We start from the raw sequence: 13,786 nt of genomic DNA, 5'->3' as shown, positions 1-13,786 counted from the left end.
GACACCCCGTCCCGACCAGGCCTCCTGCAAACCGTTCGCGGACCCTCCTGACGCCGGGGACGCGCTGGAGTAGGGTCACCGGCACCTCGCCGACGCACGGCGGCCCGGACACGTCGTGCGTCGGCGTCGGCATGTCCGAGGGGCGGCGGGACCTGCGCGGCGCCGTGGCTCAGGCGTCCGGCTCCTCCACCCGCCCGTCGCGCAGGGTGATCACACGGTCCGCGTCCTCGGCGAACTCGCGGTCGTGGGTGACCATCACTGTCGCGACCTTCAGCTCGCGGGTGATCCCCACCAGCAGGTCCACGACCTCGCGGGAGCGCTCGTGGTCCAGGGCGCTGGTCGGCTCGTCCACCAGCAGCACCGCCGGATCGGTGAACAGAGCGCGGGCGATGTTGACCCGCTGGCGCTGACCGCCGGAGAGCTCGTGCGGTCGACGGTCCGCGTACTGGCCCATCCCGACGCGCTCGAGCATCGCCTCGGCACGGGACCGCTCGGCGCGCAGTCGCCGGCCGCGCACGCCCGCGAGGTGCTTCGTGACCAGCAGCTGGTCGCGCACGGTGAGGGCGGGCAGCAGGTTCGGCTGCTGGAAGACGACGCTGATCCGATCCCGGCGCATCGCGGTGCGGCGCTTCTCGTCCAGCGCGGTGAGGTCCGTGCCCTCGATCAGGACGCTGCCGGAGCCCGGGACGACGAGCCCCGCGGCGACGCTGAGCAGAGTGGACTTGCCCGAGCCGGAGGGGCCGAGGATCACAGCGAACTCGCCGCGGGCCACGTCCAGGCTCGCCTGGTGCAGGACGGTGTTCAGGCGCTCGCTGCCGTCGGGGTTCCTGCCGTCGGGGTAGGTGACGGTGACGTCCCGGGCCGAGAGCGCGGGGGCGGTCGTCGTGATGTCGGGGGCGATGTTCGTGGCGGTGGTGGTCATGGGGTTCAGTTCCCTCCGAGGGCGAGCAGCGGATCGACGCGGGTGACGCGCCGGGTGGCGAGGACGGAGCCGAGCAGGCCGATCACGAGCACCCCGGCGACGGGCAGCAGCACGGTCACCGCCGAGGACTCGAACGGGGCGAGGGTCGCGAGCACCGCACCGCCGGCCCCGCCGACGACCCCGCCGACGGCCGCGCCGACGGCGAGCAGGATCGCGGCCTGGCCGACGGTGTCGCGCAGGACGTAGCGGGCGGTCGCGCCGAGGGCGCGCAGCACGGCGATGTCGCGGGTGCGCTGGATCGTCCAGACGGACAGGAACGCGATCGTGACCAGGGCGGAGATGCCGTAGAGGAATCCCTGGATGAGGGTCAGCGAGCCGTTCTCCGAGGAATAGGACGGCAGCGCGGCGAGTGAGTCGGAGACGCTCACGGCGCGGGTGCCGGAGTCCCAGGCGGCCTGCTCGACGACGGCGTCGTCCGGTCCGGCGCCGTGGACCAGCAGCGCGGAGCCCGCGGTGTCCTCAGCCTGATGGGCGAGGTCCTTGGAGGTGGTGACGTCGACGTAGCCGACGGGGGAGTGGGAGTACCAGGAGGTCGGGGCGGTGCCGACGACGGTGAGGTCCTGGCCGTTGACCTGCACCGTGTCCCCGGCCGTGACGCCGAGGTCCGCGGCGACGTCCTCGGGCAGCAGCGCCTCGCCCGGGGCGGGCGCCGAGGGCAGCGCCTGCGCGGCCTCGCCGTCGGGGGCGATGCCGAACAGGGCCAGCGAGGTCACCGCCTCGCCGGCCTCGATGCGCATCTGGCCGACGGACAGCGGCTCGGCGGTGATTCCGTCGGCCGCCTCCCAGGTCGAGGCCTGCTCGGTCGAGACCTGCGAGTCGGACCAGGAGATCTCGTCGCCGAGGGTGGGGGTGAGCACGACCGCGTCGGCCGGGAGGTCCTCGATGGCGGAGATGTTCTGGTGGGCGAGGCCGCGGGTGAGGCCGGTCAGCAGCACCAGCAGCAGGGTGAGCAGGGCGATCACCCCGATCATGAGGGTGAATCGGCCCTTGGCGTGGACGATGTCCTTGAGTGCGACGAACATGGCTCCATGCCATCGCGGATCCCGGCCCGCGACATCGCCTGCGCGGGATGGTCCCCGCTGACCCGAAGGACGAGCGCGGAGTCGTCCTTTCGGACGATGCCGTGTGCGGGGGTGCGCGGCGGGCCTGCCCCTAGAGTGTCGAGGGTGAACGCAGAGCCAGTCCCGGAGCAGGAGTCGGACCGTCCCCGGATCGGGGAGGACCCCGCGCCGACGGGCGACACCTCCACCGCGCTCGCCGCGACGCTGCGCGGCGCGATGCACGTCGCGTTCCTGGTGCTGCCGGTGGTGGGCGCGGTCCGCGCGGTCACGGCCGACGGGGTCTCCGCGCCGCTCGCGATCCTGTGCGCCGCCGTGCTCGCCGTGATCTACCTGCTCGGCTCGCAACGGGCCCTGCGCCGCGGCGATGCCGGACGCGCCGACACCACCGACCTGCTGCTCCCGTCGGCGCCGTGGGTGCTCGCGCTGACCGCCGCCTGGATGGCGACCACCTTCGTCTCCCCGTCGTTCGTGTGGATCGCGTTCACGCTGTTCTTCCTGGTCTTGTTCGCGCTGGGACCCGTCGGCGGGCCCCTCGCGCTCGCGCTGGTGACCCTGTGGGCGATCGTCTCCCCGGTGCTCGGGCGGGACGAGGCCCTGCTGGGCGTCGGCGAGATCCTCGGACCGCTGATCGGCGCCGTGTTCTCCCTGGTCGCGCACGCCGTCTACCGGCGCCTGCTGCGCGAGACGGATCGCAGCCGGGTGCTGGTCGCGCATCTCCGCGCCGCCCAGGCCGAGCTCGCCGACTCCGAGCGGCGGAAGGGCGTGGCTGAGGAGCGGCAGCGCCTGGCCAGCGACATCCACGACTCCCTCGCCCAGGGCCTGAACTCGATCGTGATGCTCTCCCGCGCCGCGGGCGCCGCTCACCCGTCGGCCGCCGAGGAGTTCTCCCGCATCGAGCGCACCGCCCGCGAGAACCTCGCTGACGCACGCGGCCTGGTCCGCGATCTCGCGGACCGCGCCCCGCGCACCACCCTCGAGCAGGCGCTGCGCGAGGTGATCGCCCGAGCCGAGGCGCTCGGCGGGCCCACCCGCTGGGAGCTGCGGATCGACGGGACCCCGATCGAGCTCGCGCCCGAGCAGGTGGAGACGCTGCACCGGGCCGCGCAGTCCCTGGTCGCGAACGTGCAGCGGCATGCCCAGGCGCAGCGCTGCGTGCTCACGCTGGCCTGGTGGCCGGACCGGGTGAGCCTCGACGTGGTCGACGACGGGCGCGGCTTCGACCCGTCGGCCGTGGGTCGGGCGGCCGGCGGCGCTGCCACCGGCGACGCCGCGCGCACCAGTGGTGGCGCGCGCATCGCCCCCGCCGCCGGGCCGGCCGTCGACGCCCCTGCCCTCGATCGTGCCGAGGGCGGCGACGGGCTGCGTCTGCTGCGCGCCCGGATGGACCGCGCCGGGGGTACCGTGACGATCGACTCGACCCCGGGGGAGGGCACCGCCGTCGGCCTGACCCTTCCGCTGCGCGACCAGGAGGTCCGATCGTGAGCATCCGACTGATGATGGTCGACGACCACCCCGTCGTCCGCGCCGGGCTGCGCGCCCTGCTCGAGGCCGATGCGGAGGTCGAGGTCGTCGCCGACGTCGGCTCGGGCGACGAGGCGCTGCAGGCGCTGGACCGGCTGGTGACCACCGGCGAGGGCGTCCCCGACCTGGTGCTGATGGACCTGAACCTCGGCGACGGGATCGGCGGGATCGAGACCACGCGGAGACTCCGCGCGCAGCACCCGGGCGTGCAGGTCCTCGCCGTGACCACCTTCGACGCCGAGGCCGACGTGGTCGGCGCGCTCGAGGCCGGCGCGACCGGCTACGTGCTCAAGGACGCGCCCACCGAGACGCTGCTGGACGCCGTGCGCGAGGCCGCCGCCGGACGCTCCGTGCTCTCCCCGAGGTGCAGCAGCTGCTGGTGCGGCGCATGGCCGAGCCCCGCACCGTCCTGTCCCCGCGCGAGACCGAGATCCTCGAGGTGCTCGCAACCGGTGCGACGAACCGCGAGGCGGCCAAGCGCCTGTTCATCTCCGAGTCGACGGTGAAGACCCACCTCGTCCACCTCTACGAGAAGCTCGGCGTCGAGAGCCGCACCGCGGCGCTGCGGGTGGCGCGGGAGCGTCGGCTGATCCGCTGAGAGGGCGGACGACGGCAGGTCATGCCGGGAGCAGGGCGCCGGAAGCAGGGAGTGCCGGCGGATTCTGACCGTCGGGCACGACGTCTGCGCAGGTCGCAGCCGTGGACGCCCGGGTCGGCCCCGGGGGCTGCGCCCTATCCTGAGCAGCTGCGCCCGCCCCGGGGCGCCCGTGGACGGAAAGAGGTGGCCCTGTGCGCACCGAGATGACGCGATCGCTGGGAGTGGCCGGCATCGTGCTGATGGTGGTCGCCGCCGCGGCCCCGATCACCGTGGTGGTCGCGAACTTCCCGCTGATCCTGCTGGAGTCCGGGAGCATCGGCGCGCCGCTGATGATCCTCGCGGCCACGCTCATCCTGCTGCTCTTCGCCGTCGGCTTCACCTGGATGACCCCGCACGTCCCCGACGCCGGCGCCTTCTACGCCTACGTCCACGAGGGCCTCGGCCGACGGGCCGGCCTCGGCACCGCGGCGGTCGCCCTGCTCAGCTATGTGCTGCTGACCGTGTCGATGACCTGCTATCTCGGCGTGCAGGCCGGGAACCTGCTCGCCCTGTGGACCGGGATCGAGCTGCCGTGGTGGCTGATCTCCGCGGTGATGATCGCGGTGGTGGGCGTGCTCGCGCATCGCCGCATCGACCTCTCCGCCGCGGTGCTCGGCGTGGTGCTGGTGCTGGAGATCCTCGCGGTGCTCGCGATCGACCTCGGCGTGCTCGCCTCCGGCCGCGAGCTCACCCCGGTCCCGTTCAGTCCCGCCGAGGCGCTCTCGGGCGCGCCGGGCCTCGGGCTCCTCTTCGCGTTCCTCGGCTTCTTCGGCTTCGAGGCGACCGCCGTGTTCCGCCACGAGGCCCGCGACCCGCTGCGCACCATCCCGCGCGCCACCTACGTCGCGGTGCTGCTGATCGGCGTGCTCTACACCGTCTCCTCGTGGCTGGTGATCTCCGGGCTCGGCGCCGAGGACGCCCTCGACGCCGCCGCGGCGAGCCCCGACTCGGTCGTGGTCGCGCTCGCCGGGGACGTGGTCGCGCCGATCATGCGCGACGTGACCCAGGTCCTGGTTGTGACCAGCATGTTCGCCTGCATGCTGGGGTTCCACAACATCGTCGCCCGCTACCTGTTCACCCTCGGTCGGCGCGGGGTGCTGCCCTCCGCGCTCGGGCAGGTGCACCCGGTGCACCGCGCCCCCTCCCGCGCCTCGCTCACCGTCACCGGCATCACCGCCGTGATCGTGCTGGTCTCGGCGCTCGCGCAGCTGGACCCCGTGGTCGAGATCTACACCTGGTACTCGGGCCTCGGCGCGATCGGGGTGATCGCGATGATGGCGCTGACCGCGCTCGCGGTGCTCCGCTTCGGCGGCCGACGGGGTCCAGGCGATCGCTCGGCTCCCGGCGTGCGATCGGCTCCCGGCGAGGCCCGCGACGCGGGCGGCCGACGGGCAGGAGCCGTCACCCTCGCCGCGACCGGACTCGGCGGGCTGGGCCTGCTCGTCGTGCTCGGCATCTCGCTGGCGAACTTCCCGCTGATGGTGGGCGGGACGGTCGCGGCGATCGTGTGCGCCGCGCTCCTCGTCGGCGCCTTTGTGCTCGGTGCCGTCGCCGGCCCGACGCGCAGCACCGGCGCCCCCGAGGACGGGGACGCCGGTGCGGAGCGGGCCGTCGGCGAGGGTGAGGACCCTCAGGTCACCACCGATGGGCGACGTCGATGACCAGGCGCGAGCCGTCTCCGGGGCCTTCGAGCACGAAGGCCCTCATCGGGAGCCGGGCGCGGACGCCGAGCCCGATCAGGGTCTGTCCCTCGAAGCTGCCGGTGAAGGCGACCTGGCGGAAGGTGCGATAGCCGGTCACGTCCACCGCGCGCGACGGGGTGCGCGGCGAGTAGGTCGCCTCGCCGCGGTCGTCGTAGGCCGCGGCCTCGACCAGGACCTGCAGGTCCGCCGCGCCCGAGAGCGGGACGACCTGCCCTGAGCCGAGCTGCTCCACACGGCTCACATAGGAGACGGAGTACCCGGTGACGGTGCCGTCCAGGTCCACGACGAGCCGGTCGAAGCAGTCGTGGCGGCCGGAGCGGAGGTTCTCGACCTGGGCCGAGGTGGTGGCGGTGATCGACTCGGGGAGCGACCCCCAGCGGATCCCGCAGTACGGCGCGGCCGACGCGGTGGCCGGGGCGACGGCGCCCAGTCCCACCAGCAGCGCGCCCGAGGCGAGGACGGACAGGATTCTCTTCTTCACGGCTGCCTCCTCCAGGCGACGGCGAAGGCCACGGCGGCCAGGGCCGTATGACGGGATTCTCCGCTCCCGTGCGAGCGCGTTCCAGTGACCGGCAGGTCATGACCACCGAATCGTGATCTGGGGATGACCTGCGGGAGCGGAACTCTCCGCAGCCATCGCGTCGGCCGGTGCCGAGGGTGATCGACACCTGATGCCCGATGGACGGCACGAGCGGCTGCAGGCGGCGGACTTCGGTCCCGCATGTCGCGGCCGTGGGGCTGGCACGATGCCTCGTATGACAGCGCTCGTCGCCTATGCGACCCACTCCGGAGCCACCCGCACCCTCGCCGAGACCCTCGCCGACGCCCTGCGCGGGGCAGGTCTCGACTGCGAGCTCGTCGACATCGAGGACGCGCCGGACCCGGCCGGCTACGACGCCGTGGTGCTCGGCTCGGGCGTGCGCGTCGAGTCCATCGAGAAGAGCGCCGCGAACTGGGCGAAGCAGCACGCCGCGGCCCTCGCGACCAGGCCCTTCGCCTTCTTCTCCTGCTCCGGCTCCGCCTCCGACCCCGCCAAGGGCGGGAAGCAGAAGGCGACCGACGCGTTCCTCGCGACCCTTTCGCACACTCCTGTCGCGACCGCGAACTTCCCCGGCTGGGTGCTCATGGACCGCATCCCGCTGCACGAGCGCGTGCTGCTGAAGTCCATGCGCACCCCCACCGGGGACTTCCGCGACCTGCCCGCCGTCGCGGCGTGGGGGAGGGAGATAGCGCCGTTGCTGCGGGGGTGAGGTGCGGCAGCGGGCGTCAGCCCTCCCGCACGACCCGCAGGAACAACTCATGGAAGCGTGTCTCGCCGGTGGACTCGGGATGGAACGCGAGACCCATGACCCGGCCCTGCCGCGACGCGACCGCGCGGCCGTCCGGCAGCGAGGCGAGCAGCTCCGCGGCCGGCCCGATCTCCTCGATCAGCGGGGCGCGGATGAACGCGGCCCGCACCGGCGCCCCGTCGGCCCCGGGCCCCTCGAGCGCGGGCACCACGAGATCCGTCTCGAAGGACTCCGTCTGCCGGCCGAAGGCGTTGCGGCGCACGGTCACGTCCATCCCGCCGAAGGTCTCCTGACCGGGGCCGCCGTCCCGCAGCCGCTCGGCCAGCAGGATCAGCCCCGCGCAGGTGCCGAGCACCGGCAGGCCGTCCGCGATCGCCTCCCGCAGCGGCTCGCGCAGCCCGGTGATCCGGGCGAGGCGATCGATGACCGTGGACTCCCCGCCGGGGATCACCAGGCCGTCGACCACTGCGAGCTCGGCGGGTCGCCGCACCGCGGTGACGTGCGCACCGAGCTGCTCGAGCATGCGCGCGTGCTCGCGCACGTCGCCCTGCAGGGCGAGCACCCCGATGCGCGGGCCGGAGGTCGCGCCCCCGCTCACCACCCGCGCTCGGCGAGGCGGTGCGGAGCGGGGAGGTCGGCGACGTTGATGCCCACCATCGCCTCGCCGAGGCCCCGCGAGACCTCCGCGATCACGGCGGCGTCGTCGTAGGAGACCGTCGCGCGCACGACGGCGGCCGCGCGCTTCGCCGGCTCGCCGGACTTGAAGATCCCGGAGCCGACGAACACCCCGTCGGCCCCGAGCTGCATCATCATCGCGGCGTCCGCCGGGGTCGCGACCCCGCCCGCGGTGAACATCGGCACGGGCAGCGCACCGGCCTCCGCGACCTCCTTGACCAGCGCGTACGGAGCCTGGAGCTCCTTCGCGGCGAGGTAGAGCTCGTCCTCCGAGCGGGCGGACAGGGCCCGGATCTCGGCGCTGATGGTGCGGATGTGCTTGGTCGCCTCGGAGACGTCGCCGGTGCCGGCCTCGCCCTTGGAGCGGATCATCGCCGCGCCCTCGGTGATGCGGCGCAGCGCCTCCCCGAGGTTCGTCGCCCCGCACACGAAGGGCACGGTGAAGCGGTGCTTGTCGATGTGGTGGACGTAGTCGGCGGGGGAGAGCACCTCGGACTCGTCGATGAAGTCCACGCCCAGCTGCTGCAGCACCTGCGCTTCGACGAAGTGGCCGATCCGCGCCTTGGCCATCACCGGGATGGAGACCGCCTCGATGATCCCGTCGATCATGTCGGGGTCGGACATGCGCGAGACGCCGCCCTGGGCGCGGATGTCGGCGGGCACTCGCTCGAGCGCCATGACGGCGACCGCGCCGGCGTCCTCGGCGATCCTCGCCTGCTCGGGGGTGACGACGTCCATGATCACGCCGCCCTTGAGCATCTCGGCGAGGCCGCGCTTGACGGTGCCGGTGCCGGTGGAGGGGGCGGCGCTGGTGGACGGAGTGGGGGCAGGGGCGCTCATGGGAGCTCCTTCGCAGCTCGCGCGGCGCGGGCCGACGGCTCCTGACGCCGCGACCCTCCCTGCACCACTTTGATCTAGGCCAAAACGTAGCACGGCCTCGCGCGGGTGTCTTCGGGGGTCCACAGGGCGGGCGGGGCTCGGGCCGGGGCTGGCAATGCGAAGAGTGGCGCCCAGCGCGCAGGGAGCTCGTCTACGCGGAGGGATCCGGGCTGAGCGCCACTCTTCGCAGTCGCCCTTCTGAGAGGGCCCGTCTCCACCCCGGCCGCCGTCCGACGCTCGCCCTAGACTCAGGCGCGTGGAGACCTCCTCGACCGCGCAGATCACCGGCACCACCGCCGCGGAGATCGCCGGCAGCGTGCGCGACCTGGTCGACCGCGGCGAGCTGGTCCCCGGTGACCTGCTCCCGCCGGTGCGCACCCTCGCCGAGCAGCTGGGCGTCAACCGCAACACCGCCGTCGCCGCGTACCGGAAGCTCGCGCGTGACGGTGCCGTCATCGCGCAGGGCCGGGCCGGGACCCGCATCGCCGGGCCGCGGGCGGTGGCGCAGGAGGGTTACGCCGCCCCGGAGGCGCTCACAGGGAACACCGAACCCGCCGGTCGCGCAGGCGCCGCAGGCCCCGGTGGTTCTGGCGGTCTCGGAGACCCTGGCGGTTCCGGGGAGTCCGCCGCTCCTGCGAGAGCCGGCCGGGGCGCCGGGGACGTTTCCGCGGGAACGCTCCGCGACCTCGGCACCGGCAATCCCGACCCCGCCCTCATCCCGGACCTCGCCCCGGCGCTCGCCGGCGCCGTCGGCCGCCCCGTGCTCTACGGCGAACCGGTGATCGACCCCGGCTTCGAGGCCTGGGCACGGGAATGGGTCGCGCCCGACGTGCCCACCGGCGCCGACGCCGATCTGACGCTGACCAGCGGCGCCGTCGACGCGATCGAGCGGCTGCTGGCGCAGTCCCTGGTCCGCGACGACGCCGTGGCGCTCGAGGACCCGTGCTTCCTGGCCAGCATCCAGACGGTCCGCCACGCCGGCTACCGGACCCTGCCCGTCCCCGTCGACGCCGAGGGCATGACCCCGGGCGGGCTCCGCGCCGCGCTCGAGGCCGGGGCCCGCGCCGTCGTGCTCACGCCCCGGGCCCAGAATCCCACGGGCGCCTCGCTCAGCGCCCGCCGGGCCGAGGAGCTGCGGGCCGTGCTCGCCGAGCACCCCTACGTGCTCGTAGTCGTCGACGACTACTTCTCGTTCCTGTCCCGTCGGCCCTTCCGCTCGCCGCTGCCGCCCGGGCACCGCCGCTGGGCGCTCGTGCGCTCGGTCTCGAAGTTCCTCGGTCCCGACCTGTGCCTCGCGGTCACCGCGACCGACCCCCAGACCGCCGGCAGGCTCGCTCTGCGGCTCAGCCCCGGCACTACCTGGGTCAGCCACCTCCTGCAGCGACTCGCCCACGGGGTGCTCGCCGACGACGCGTCCCGCGCCCTCGTCGAGCGCGCTGGAGAGCACTACGCCACCCGGAACGCGCAGGTCGCCGCGCTGCTCACGGCTCGAGGCCTGCCCGTCCGTGCGGCCGACGGGATGAGCCTGTGGGTCCCCGTGCCGCGCCCCGCGCGGGAGGTCGCGGCGGAGCTCGCCCGTCGGGGATGGCGGGTGCGGACCGAGGACGAGTTCCACCTCGCCCAGGGCGGGTCCGGCGTCGAGGCCTCCCGGCACCTGCGCCTGACGGTCCACGACCTCACCGGCGCCGAGGCGCAGCGGTTCTCGACGGACCTCGTCGGTGCGTCCGGCGGAGCGCCTGCGGCGGCCGACAGGGCATAGGCCGAGCCTCGGCGCGGCGGGGATCGCCCGCGGGCCGGTGCTCCGAGAGCCGTGCCGCCGCCCGATCGTCCCGGGGAAGGCCGACGGGCGACGCTCCGGCGTCAGTCGCGCTGCAGGACGGCAAAGGTCGTGTTCGAGAGCTGCTCGTTGACGCCTAGGTTCGAGATCCGCGCATCGGTGATCCCGAAGGAGCCCAGCCGCTGGGTGTGCTTGCGGATGTAGCGCTCGGCGGAGTCCTCGTCGGCGAACAGATAGGCGCCGCCGGCCACGGACGTCCGCGGGTCCTCGGTCCAGACCTTCCAGATCAGACCGTCCTCCGCGGCGATGTCGTCGGCCAGCTCTGCGTAGGCGGCAGCGGCCTCCGCGCCGAAGGGGCCGTCGGACGAGAACTCGATGGAGACGAGGCGAGGCATGGGGATCACTCCTGGAGGTCGAGGATGAGCTGACCCCTACCGCACCACGGCTTCGGGGGCTGCGCCGAGTGATGGCTGACGAATGCCCACCGGGCCGAGTCCTACCGGCGTTCCTCGATCGTCCCGACGATCCGCTCGGCGATCTCCCGCATCGCGCGGTGCTGGTCGGGGCTGAGCGGGTCGATCGCGAGGTCAAGCACCTCGGCGGCATGGCCCGGCGCGGTCGCCACGACCTTCTCGAAGCCGGCATCGGTGAGCACGGCGAGCGTGGTGCGGCCGTCGGCCGGGTCGGGGACGCGCTCCACCCAGCCCTTCGTCTCCAGCCGGGTGACCACTTGGGAGAGGCGCTGGAGGCTCGAGTCCACGAGCGTCGCGAGCTCGCGCAGGCGCAGGCGACGGCCCGGCTGCTCGGAGAGCTGCGAGAGCACCTGGTAGTCGAAGTGGGTGATCCCGGCGTCGCGACGCAGCTGGGCGTCGAGCGCCGCGGGCAGGCGCACGAGGAGGCTCGTGAGAGCCCGCCAGGTGGCCTGCTCCTCGGGCGTCAGCCAGCGCGGGTCCTGGTCGGTGGTCATCCGTCAGATCCTACGGGCCCCGGGGCGAGCATTGGCCGCCGCCGCGACGCCGTGACTAGGATCGACGGCGACCGTGACCGCTCCGACGACGGAGAGCACCCATGTCCCTGCAGCACCCGCCGGCCGCGCTGCGCGTCGGTATCGTCGGCACCGGGGGGATCTCCCGGGCCCATCTTCCCGGCTGGCAGGCGCTCGGCGCCGAGCTGCACTGCACCAGCCCGGAGGGCGCCGAGGCGTTCGCCGCCGAGGCCGGGGCGCGCGTGCACCCGGACCTCGACGCACTGCTCGCGGCGGTGGACGTCGTGGACGTCTGCACCCCCACTCCCTCGCACCCCGGCATCGTCCGCGCCGCCCTCGACGCGGGGAAGGACGTGCTCTGCGAGAAGCCGCTCGCGCTGACCGGTGAGGAGGCGCGAGAGCTGGCCCGGCACGCCGAGAACGTCGGCCGCCTGCTGTTCCCCGCGCACGTCGTGCGCTACTTCCCGCAGTACGCCGCGGCCAAGCGCGCCGTCGACACCGGCGCGATCGGCACCCCCGCCGTGCTGCGCTTCGAGCGCACCGGCGCCCTGCCGGACCGGGACTGGTACGCCGACGAGGAGCGCTCCGGCGGCATCGTGATGGACCAGATGATCCACGACATCGACCAGGCGCTCTGGCTCGCCGGCGACGTGGAGTCGGTCCACGCCCGCCAGCACGTCGCCGCCTCCGACCCGACTGTGCGCACCGCCCACGTGGTCCTCACCCACCGCTCCGGCGCGCTCAGCCACTGCCGCGGATTCTGGGGTCCCGAGGGCACCCGGTTCCGCTACACCTTCGACCTCGCCGGCGACCGCGGCCGCCTCCGGTACGACAGCGCCGGCGACGCCGGCATCACCTTCGACGACGTCGCCTCCGCCCGGCAGGCGAGCGGCGACGGCTTCCTGCCCGACGTCTCCACCATGGAGGACCCCTACGCCGCCGAGATCGCCGAGTTCGCCCGCGCGGTCACCGTCGGCGGCGCCACCCGCGTCGAGGCGGCCGACGGCGCCCGCGCCGTGGAGGTCTCCCGCGCCGCCCTCGACTCCCTGCGCACCGGACGGAGCAGACCATGCTGAACGCCCCAGGTCAGGACCCCGCGAACACATCGGCCGACGCCCCGCTGCGCGTGGCGCTGATGAGCTGCGCCCACACCCACGCCTTCTCCTACGCGGCGCTGCTCGAGGCCCGCGCCGACGTGGACCTCGTCGTCGCCGACCCCGACGGCTACGGGGACGTGCGCGGGGTGCGGGTCGTCGGCAGCTACCAGGACGCCTGGGAGGCCTGGCCGGAAGGCCCCGACGCCATCGTCGTCACCAGTGCGAACGCCCACCACCGCGAGCTCGTCCTCGAGGCCGCCCGCCGCGGCGTGCACGTGCTGTGCGAGAAGCCGCTCGCGACCACCGTGGCGGACGCCGAGGAGATGGTCGCCGCCTGCCGTGAGGCGGGCGTGGTGCTGATGACCGCCTTCCCCGTCCACTTCTCGCCCGCCGTCCAGGCGCTGCGCGCCGCGGTCGCCGACGGCACCCTCGGCGAGATCGTCGGCCTCACCGGCACGAACAACGGCAAGCTCCCCGCCGGCCGCGACTGGTTCACCGACGTCGCGCTCGCCGGCGGCGGCTCCCTCGTGGACCACACCGTGCACCTCGCCGAGATCCTCGACTCCGTGCTCGGGGAGCCCGAGAGCGTCCACGCCGTCTCCAACCGGATCCTGTACGCCGACCGCGCGGGGGATGGCGCCGAGACCGGCGGGCTCGTCACCCTGACCTATGCCTCCGGCGTCGTCGCCACCATCGACTGCTCCTGGTCGATGCCGGCCGACGCGCCGACCTGGGGCGGGCTCACCCTCCAGGCCCTCGGCACCGGCGGCCAGCTCCAGATCGACGCCTTCGCCCAGCACGTGGGCGGGCCCGGCCAGTGGCTGCCCTACGGCACCGACCTCGACGCCCTGCTGCTGGACGCCTTCCTCGACGCGGTCCGCGCGGGCGAGGCGGCCGCGCCGACGGGCGAGGTGGGGCTGCGGACCGTCCGCGTCGTCGCCGCCGCGCAGGAGTCCGTGCGGGCCGGGCAGCCGGTGGCGCTGGCGGGATAAGGGGAGCGGCGCCGGGGAACGTGCGGTGGTGAGAGACCAGCGGTGCCGAGGGCCGCACGGCGCCGGGGAACGTGCGGTGCTGCGAGCCCAGCGGTGCCGAGGGCCGCACGGCGCCGGGGTGTGAGGTGCCGGGGCGTGAGGTGCCGGGTCGCAGCGATCCGTCGGCCCCGCAGCCACACTTCCTATAG

The 13,786-nt window shown here is 74.1% G+C and carries 13 protein-coding genes and 1 pseudogene; 7 read left to right on the top strand and 7 right to left on the bottom strand.

Features of this window, described 5'->3' with window-relative positions; genetic code table 11:
• Positions 1 to 169: 169 nt before the first annotated feature.
• Positions 170 to 922: an ABC transporter ATP-binding protein gene (locus RBL05_RS10165; protein WP_308739586.1), complete on the bottom strand. Its 753-nt coding sequence runs from the start codon at positions 920 to 922 to the stop codon at positions 170 to 172.
• A gap of 5 nt (positions 923 to 927) precedes the next feature.
• Complete coding sequence (locus RBL05_RS10160; protein ID WP_308739587.1) at positions 928 to 2,004, bottom strand: ABC transporter permease; 1,077 nt, start codon at positions 2,002 to 2,004, stop codon at positions 928 to 930.
• A 144-nt stretch (positions 2,005 to 2,148) separates the two neighbouring features.
• Here RBL05_RS10160 and RBL05_RS10155 point away from each other — a divergent pair, with 144 nt between their 5' ends.
• The 3 genes and pseudogenes from RBL05_RS10155 to RBL05_RS10145 all read left to right on the top strand — a co-directional run bounded on the left by RBL05_RS10155 (position 2,149) and on the right by RBL05_RS10145 (position 5,862).
• Entirely contained in the window at positions 2,149 to 3,525 is a 1,377-nt protein-coding gene (locus tag RBL05_RS10155; protein WP_308739588.1) for a histidine kinase, read from the top strand.
• Positions 3,522 to 4,162, top strand: a pseudogene (locus tag RBL05_RS10150) (response regulator). Before RBL05_RS10155 ends, RBL05_RS10150 begins: the two are co-directional and overlap by 4 nt.
• 191 nt (positions 4,163 to 4,353) lie before the next feature.
• Positions 4,354 to 5,862 (top strand): APC family permease, encoded by a 1,509-nt coding sequence (locus tag RBL05_RS10145; RefSeq protein ID WP_308739590.1) that lies wholly within the window; start codon positions 4,354 to 4,356, stop codon positions 5,860 to 5,862.
• Here RBL05_RS10145 and RBL05_RS10140 read toward each other — a convergent pair.
• Positions 5,837 to 6,385, bottom strand: a complete 549-nt coding sequence (locus RBL05_RS10140; RefSeq protein ID WP_308739591.1) for a hypothetical protein — start codon at positions 6,383 to 6,385, stop codon at positions 5,837 to 5,839. The genes RBL05_RS10145 and RBL05_RS10140 overlap by 26 nt on opposite strands.
• Positions 6,386 to 6,659: 274 nt before the next feature.
• On the opposite strand from RBL05_RS10140, the gene RBL05_RS10135 reads away from it, so the two are divergent.
• Positions 6,660 to 7,154, top strand: a complete 495-nt coding sequence (locus RBL05_RS10135; RefSeq protein WP_308739592.1) for a flavodoxin domain-containing protein — start codon at positions 6,660 to 6,662, stop codon at positions 7,152 to 7,154.
• A gap of 16 nt (positions 7,155 to 7,170) precedes the next feature.
• Here RBL05_RS10135 and pdxT read toward each other — a convergent pair whose 3' ends face one another.
• Together pdxT and pdxS are read right to left on the bottom strand one after the other, a co-directional pair.
• Positions 7,171 to 7,716 carry a pyridoxal 5'-phosphate synthase glutaminase subunit PdxT gene (gene pdxT / locus RBL05_RS10130; protein WP_308741184.1) on the bottom strand — a complete coding sequence of 182 codons (546 nt, stop codon included), beginning with the start codon at positions 7,714 to 7,716 and terminating at the stop codon, positions 7,171 to 7,173.
• A gap of 71 nt (positions 7,717 to 7,787) precedes the next feature.
• Positions 7,788 to 8,708 (bottom strand): pyridoxal 5'-phosphate synthase lyase subunit PdxS, encoded by a 921-nt coding sequence (gene pdxS, locus RBL05_RS10125; protein WP_308739593.1) that lies wholly within the window; start codon positions 8,706 to 8,708, stop codon positions 7,788 to 7,790.
• 295 nt (positions 8,709 to 9,003) lie between these two features.
• On the opposite strand from pdxS, the gene RBL05_RS10120 reads away from it, so the two are divergent.
• Positions 9,004 to 10,506 (top strand): aminotransferase class I/II-fold pyridoxal phosphate-dependent enzyme, encoded by a 1,503-nt coding sequence (locus tag RBL05_RS10120; RefSeq protein ID WP_318603625.1) that lies wholly within the window; start codon positions 9,004 to 9,006, stop codon positions 10,504 to 10,506.
• A 101-nt stretch (positions 10,507 to 10,607) separates the two neighbouring features.
• On the opposite strand, the gene RBL05_RS10115 is transcribed toward RBL05_RS10120, so the two are convergent.
• Both RBL05_RS10115 and RBL05_RS10110 read right to left on the bottom strand, forming a co-directional pair.
• Complete coding sequence (locus RBL05_RS10115; RefSeq protein WP_308739596.1) at positions 10,608 to 10,919, bottom strand: monooxygenase; 312 nt, start codon at positions 10,917 to 10,919, stop codon at positions 10,608 to 10,610.
• 101 nt (positions 10,920 to 11,020) lie between these two features.
• Positions 11,021 to 11,491 (bottom strand): MarR family winged helix-turn-helix transcriptional regulator, encoded by a 471-nt coding sequence (locus RBL05_RS10110; RefSeq protein ID WP_308739597.1) that lies wholly within the window; start codon positions 11,489 to 11,491, stop codon positions 11,021 to 11,023.
• A gap of 101 nt (positions 11,492 to 11,592) precedes the next feature.
• Between RBL05_RS10110 and RBL05_RS10105 the strand changes: the two genes are divergently transcribed.
• Entirely contained in the window at positions 11,593 to 12,585 is a 993-nt protein-coding gene (locus RBL05_RS10105; RefSeq protein WP_318603622.1) for a Gfo/Idh/MocA family oxidoreductase, read from the top strand.
• Positions 12,579 to 13,598: a Gfo/Idh/MocA family protein gene (locus RBL05_RS10100; protein WP_308739599.1), complete on the top strand. Its 1,020-nt coding sequence runs from the start codon at positions 12,579 to 12,581 to the stop codon at positions 13,596 to 13,598. The genes RBL05_RS10105 and RBL05_RS10100 overlap by 7 nt, the downstream gene beginning before the upstream one ends.
• Positions 13,599 to 13,786 lie beyond the last annotated feature (188 nt).

Origin of the sequence: Brachybacterium sp. GU-2, from assembly GCF_030866705.2 — a bacterium.
Taxonomy (GTDB): domain Bacteria; phylum Actinomycetota; class Actinomycetes; order Actinomycetales; family Dermabacteraceae; genus Brachybacterium; species Brachybacterium conglomeratum.
Note: the sequence above shows the minus strand (reverse complement) of the source record. Positions and strands in the feature narration are given on the sequence as shown.

Excerpts from the sequence above, each read along its gene's own strand:
- RBL05_RS10105 (WP_318603622.1), top strand. The coding sequence starts at position 11,593 with ATGTCCCTGCAGCACCCGCCGGCCGCGCTGCGCGTCGGTATCGTCGGC.
- RBL05_RS10100 (WP_308739599.1), top strand. The coding sequence starts at position 12,579 with ATGCTGAACGCCCCAGGTCAGGACCCCGCGAACACATCGGCCGACGCC.
- RBL05_RS10115 (WP_308739596.1), bottom strand. The coding sequence starts at position 10,919 with ATGCCTCGCCTCGTCTCCATCGAGTTCTCGTCCGACGGCCCCTTCGGC.
- pdxT (WP_308741184.1), bottom strand. The coding sequence starts at position 7,716 with ATGCTCGAGCAGCTCGGTGCGCACGTCACCGCGGTGCGGCGACCCGCC.
- RBL05_RS10165 (WP_308739586.1), bottom strand. The coding sequence starts at position 922 with ATGACCACCACCGCCACGAACATCGCCCCCGACATCACGACGACCGCC.
- RBL05_RS10135 (WP_308739592.1), top strand. The coding sequence starts at position 6,660 with ATGACAGCGCTCGTCGCCTATGCGACCCACTCCGGAGCCACCCGCACC.
- RBL05_RS10160 (WP_308739587.1), bottom strand. The coding sequence starts at position 2,004 with ATGTTCGTCGCACTCAAGGACATCGTCCACGCCAAGGGCCGATTCACC.
- pdxS (WP_308739593.1), bottom strand. The coding sequence starts at position 8,708 with ATGAGCGCCCCTGCCCCCACTCCGTCCACCAGCGCCGCCCCCTCCACC.
- RBL05_RS10110 (WP_308739597.1), bottom strand. The coding sequence starts at position 11,491 with ATGACCACCGACCAGGACCCGCGCTGGCTGACGCCCGAGGAGCAGGCC.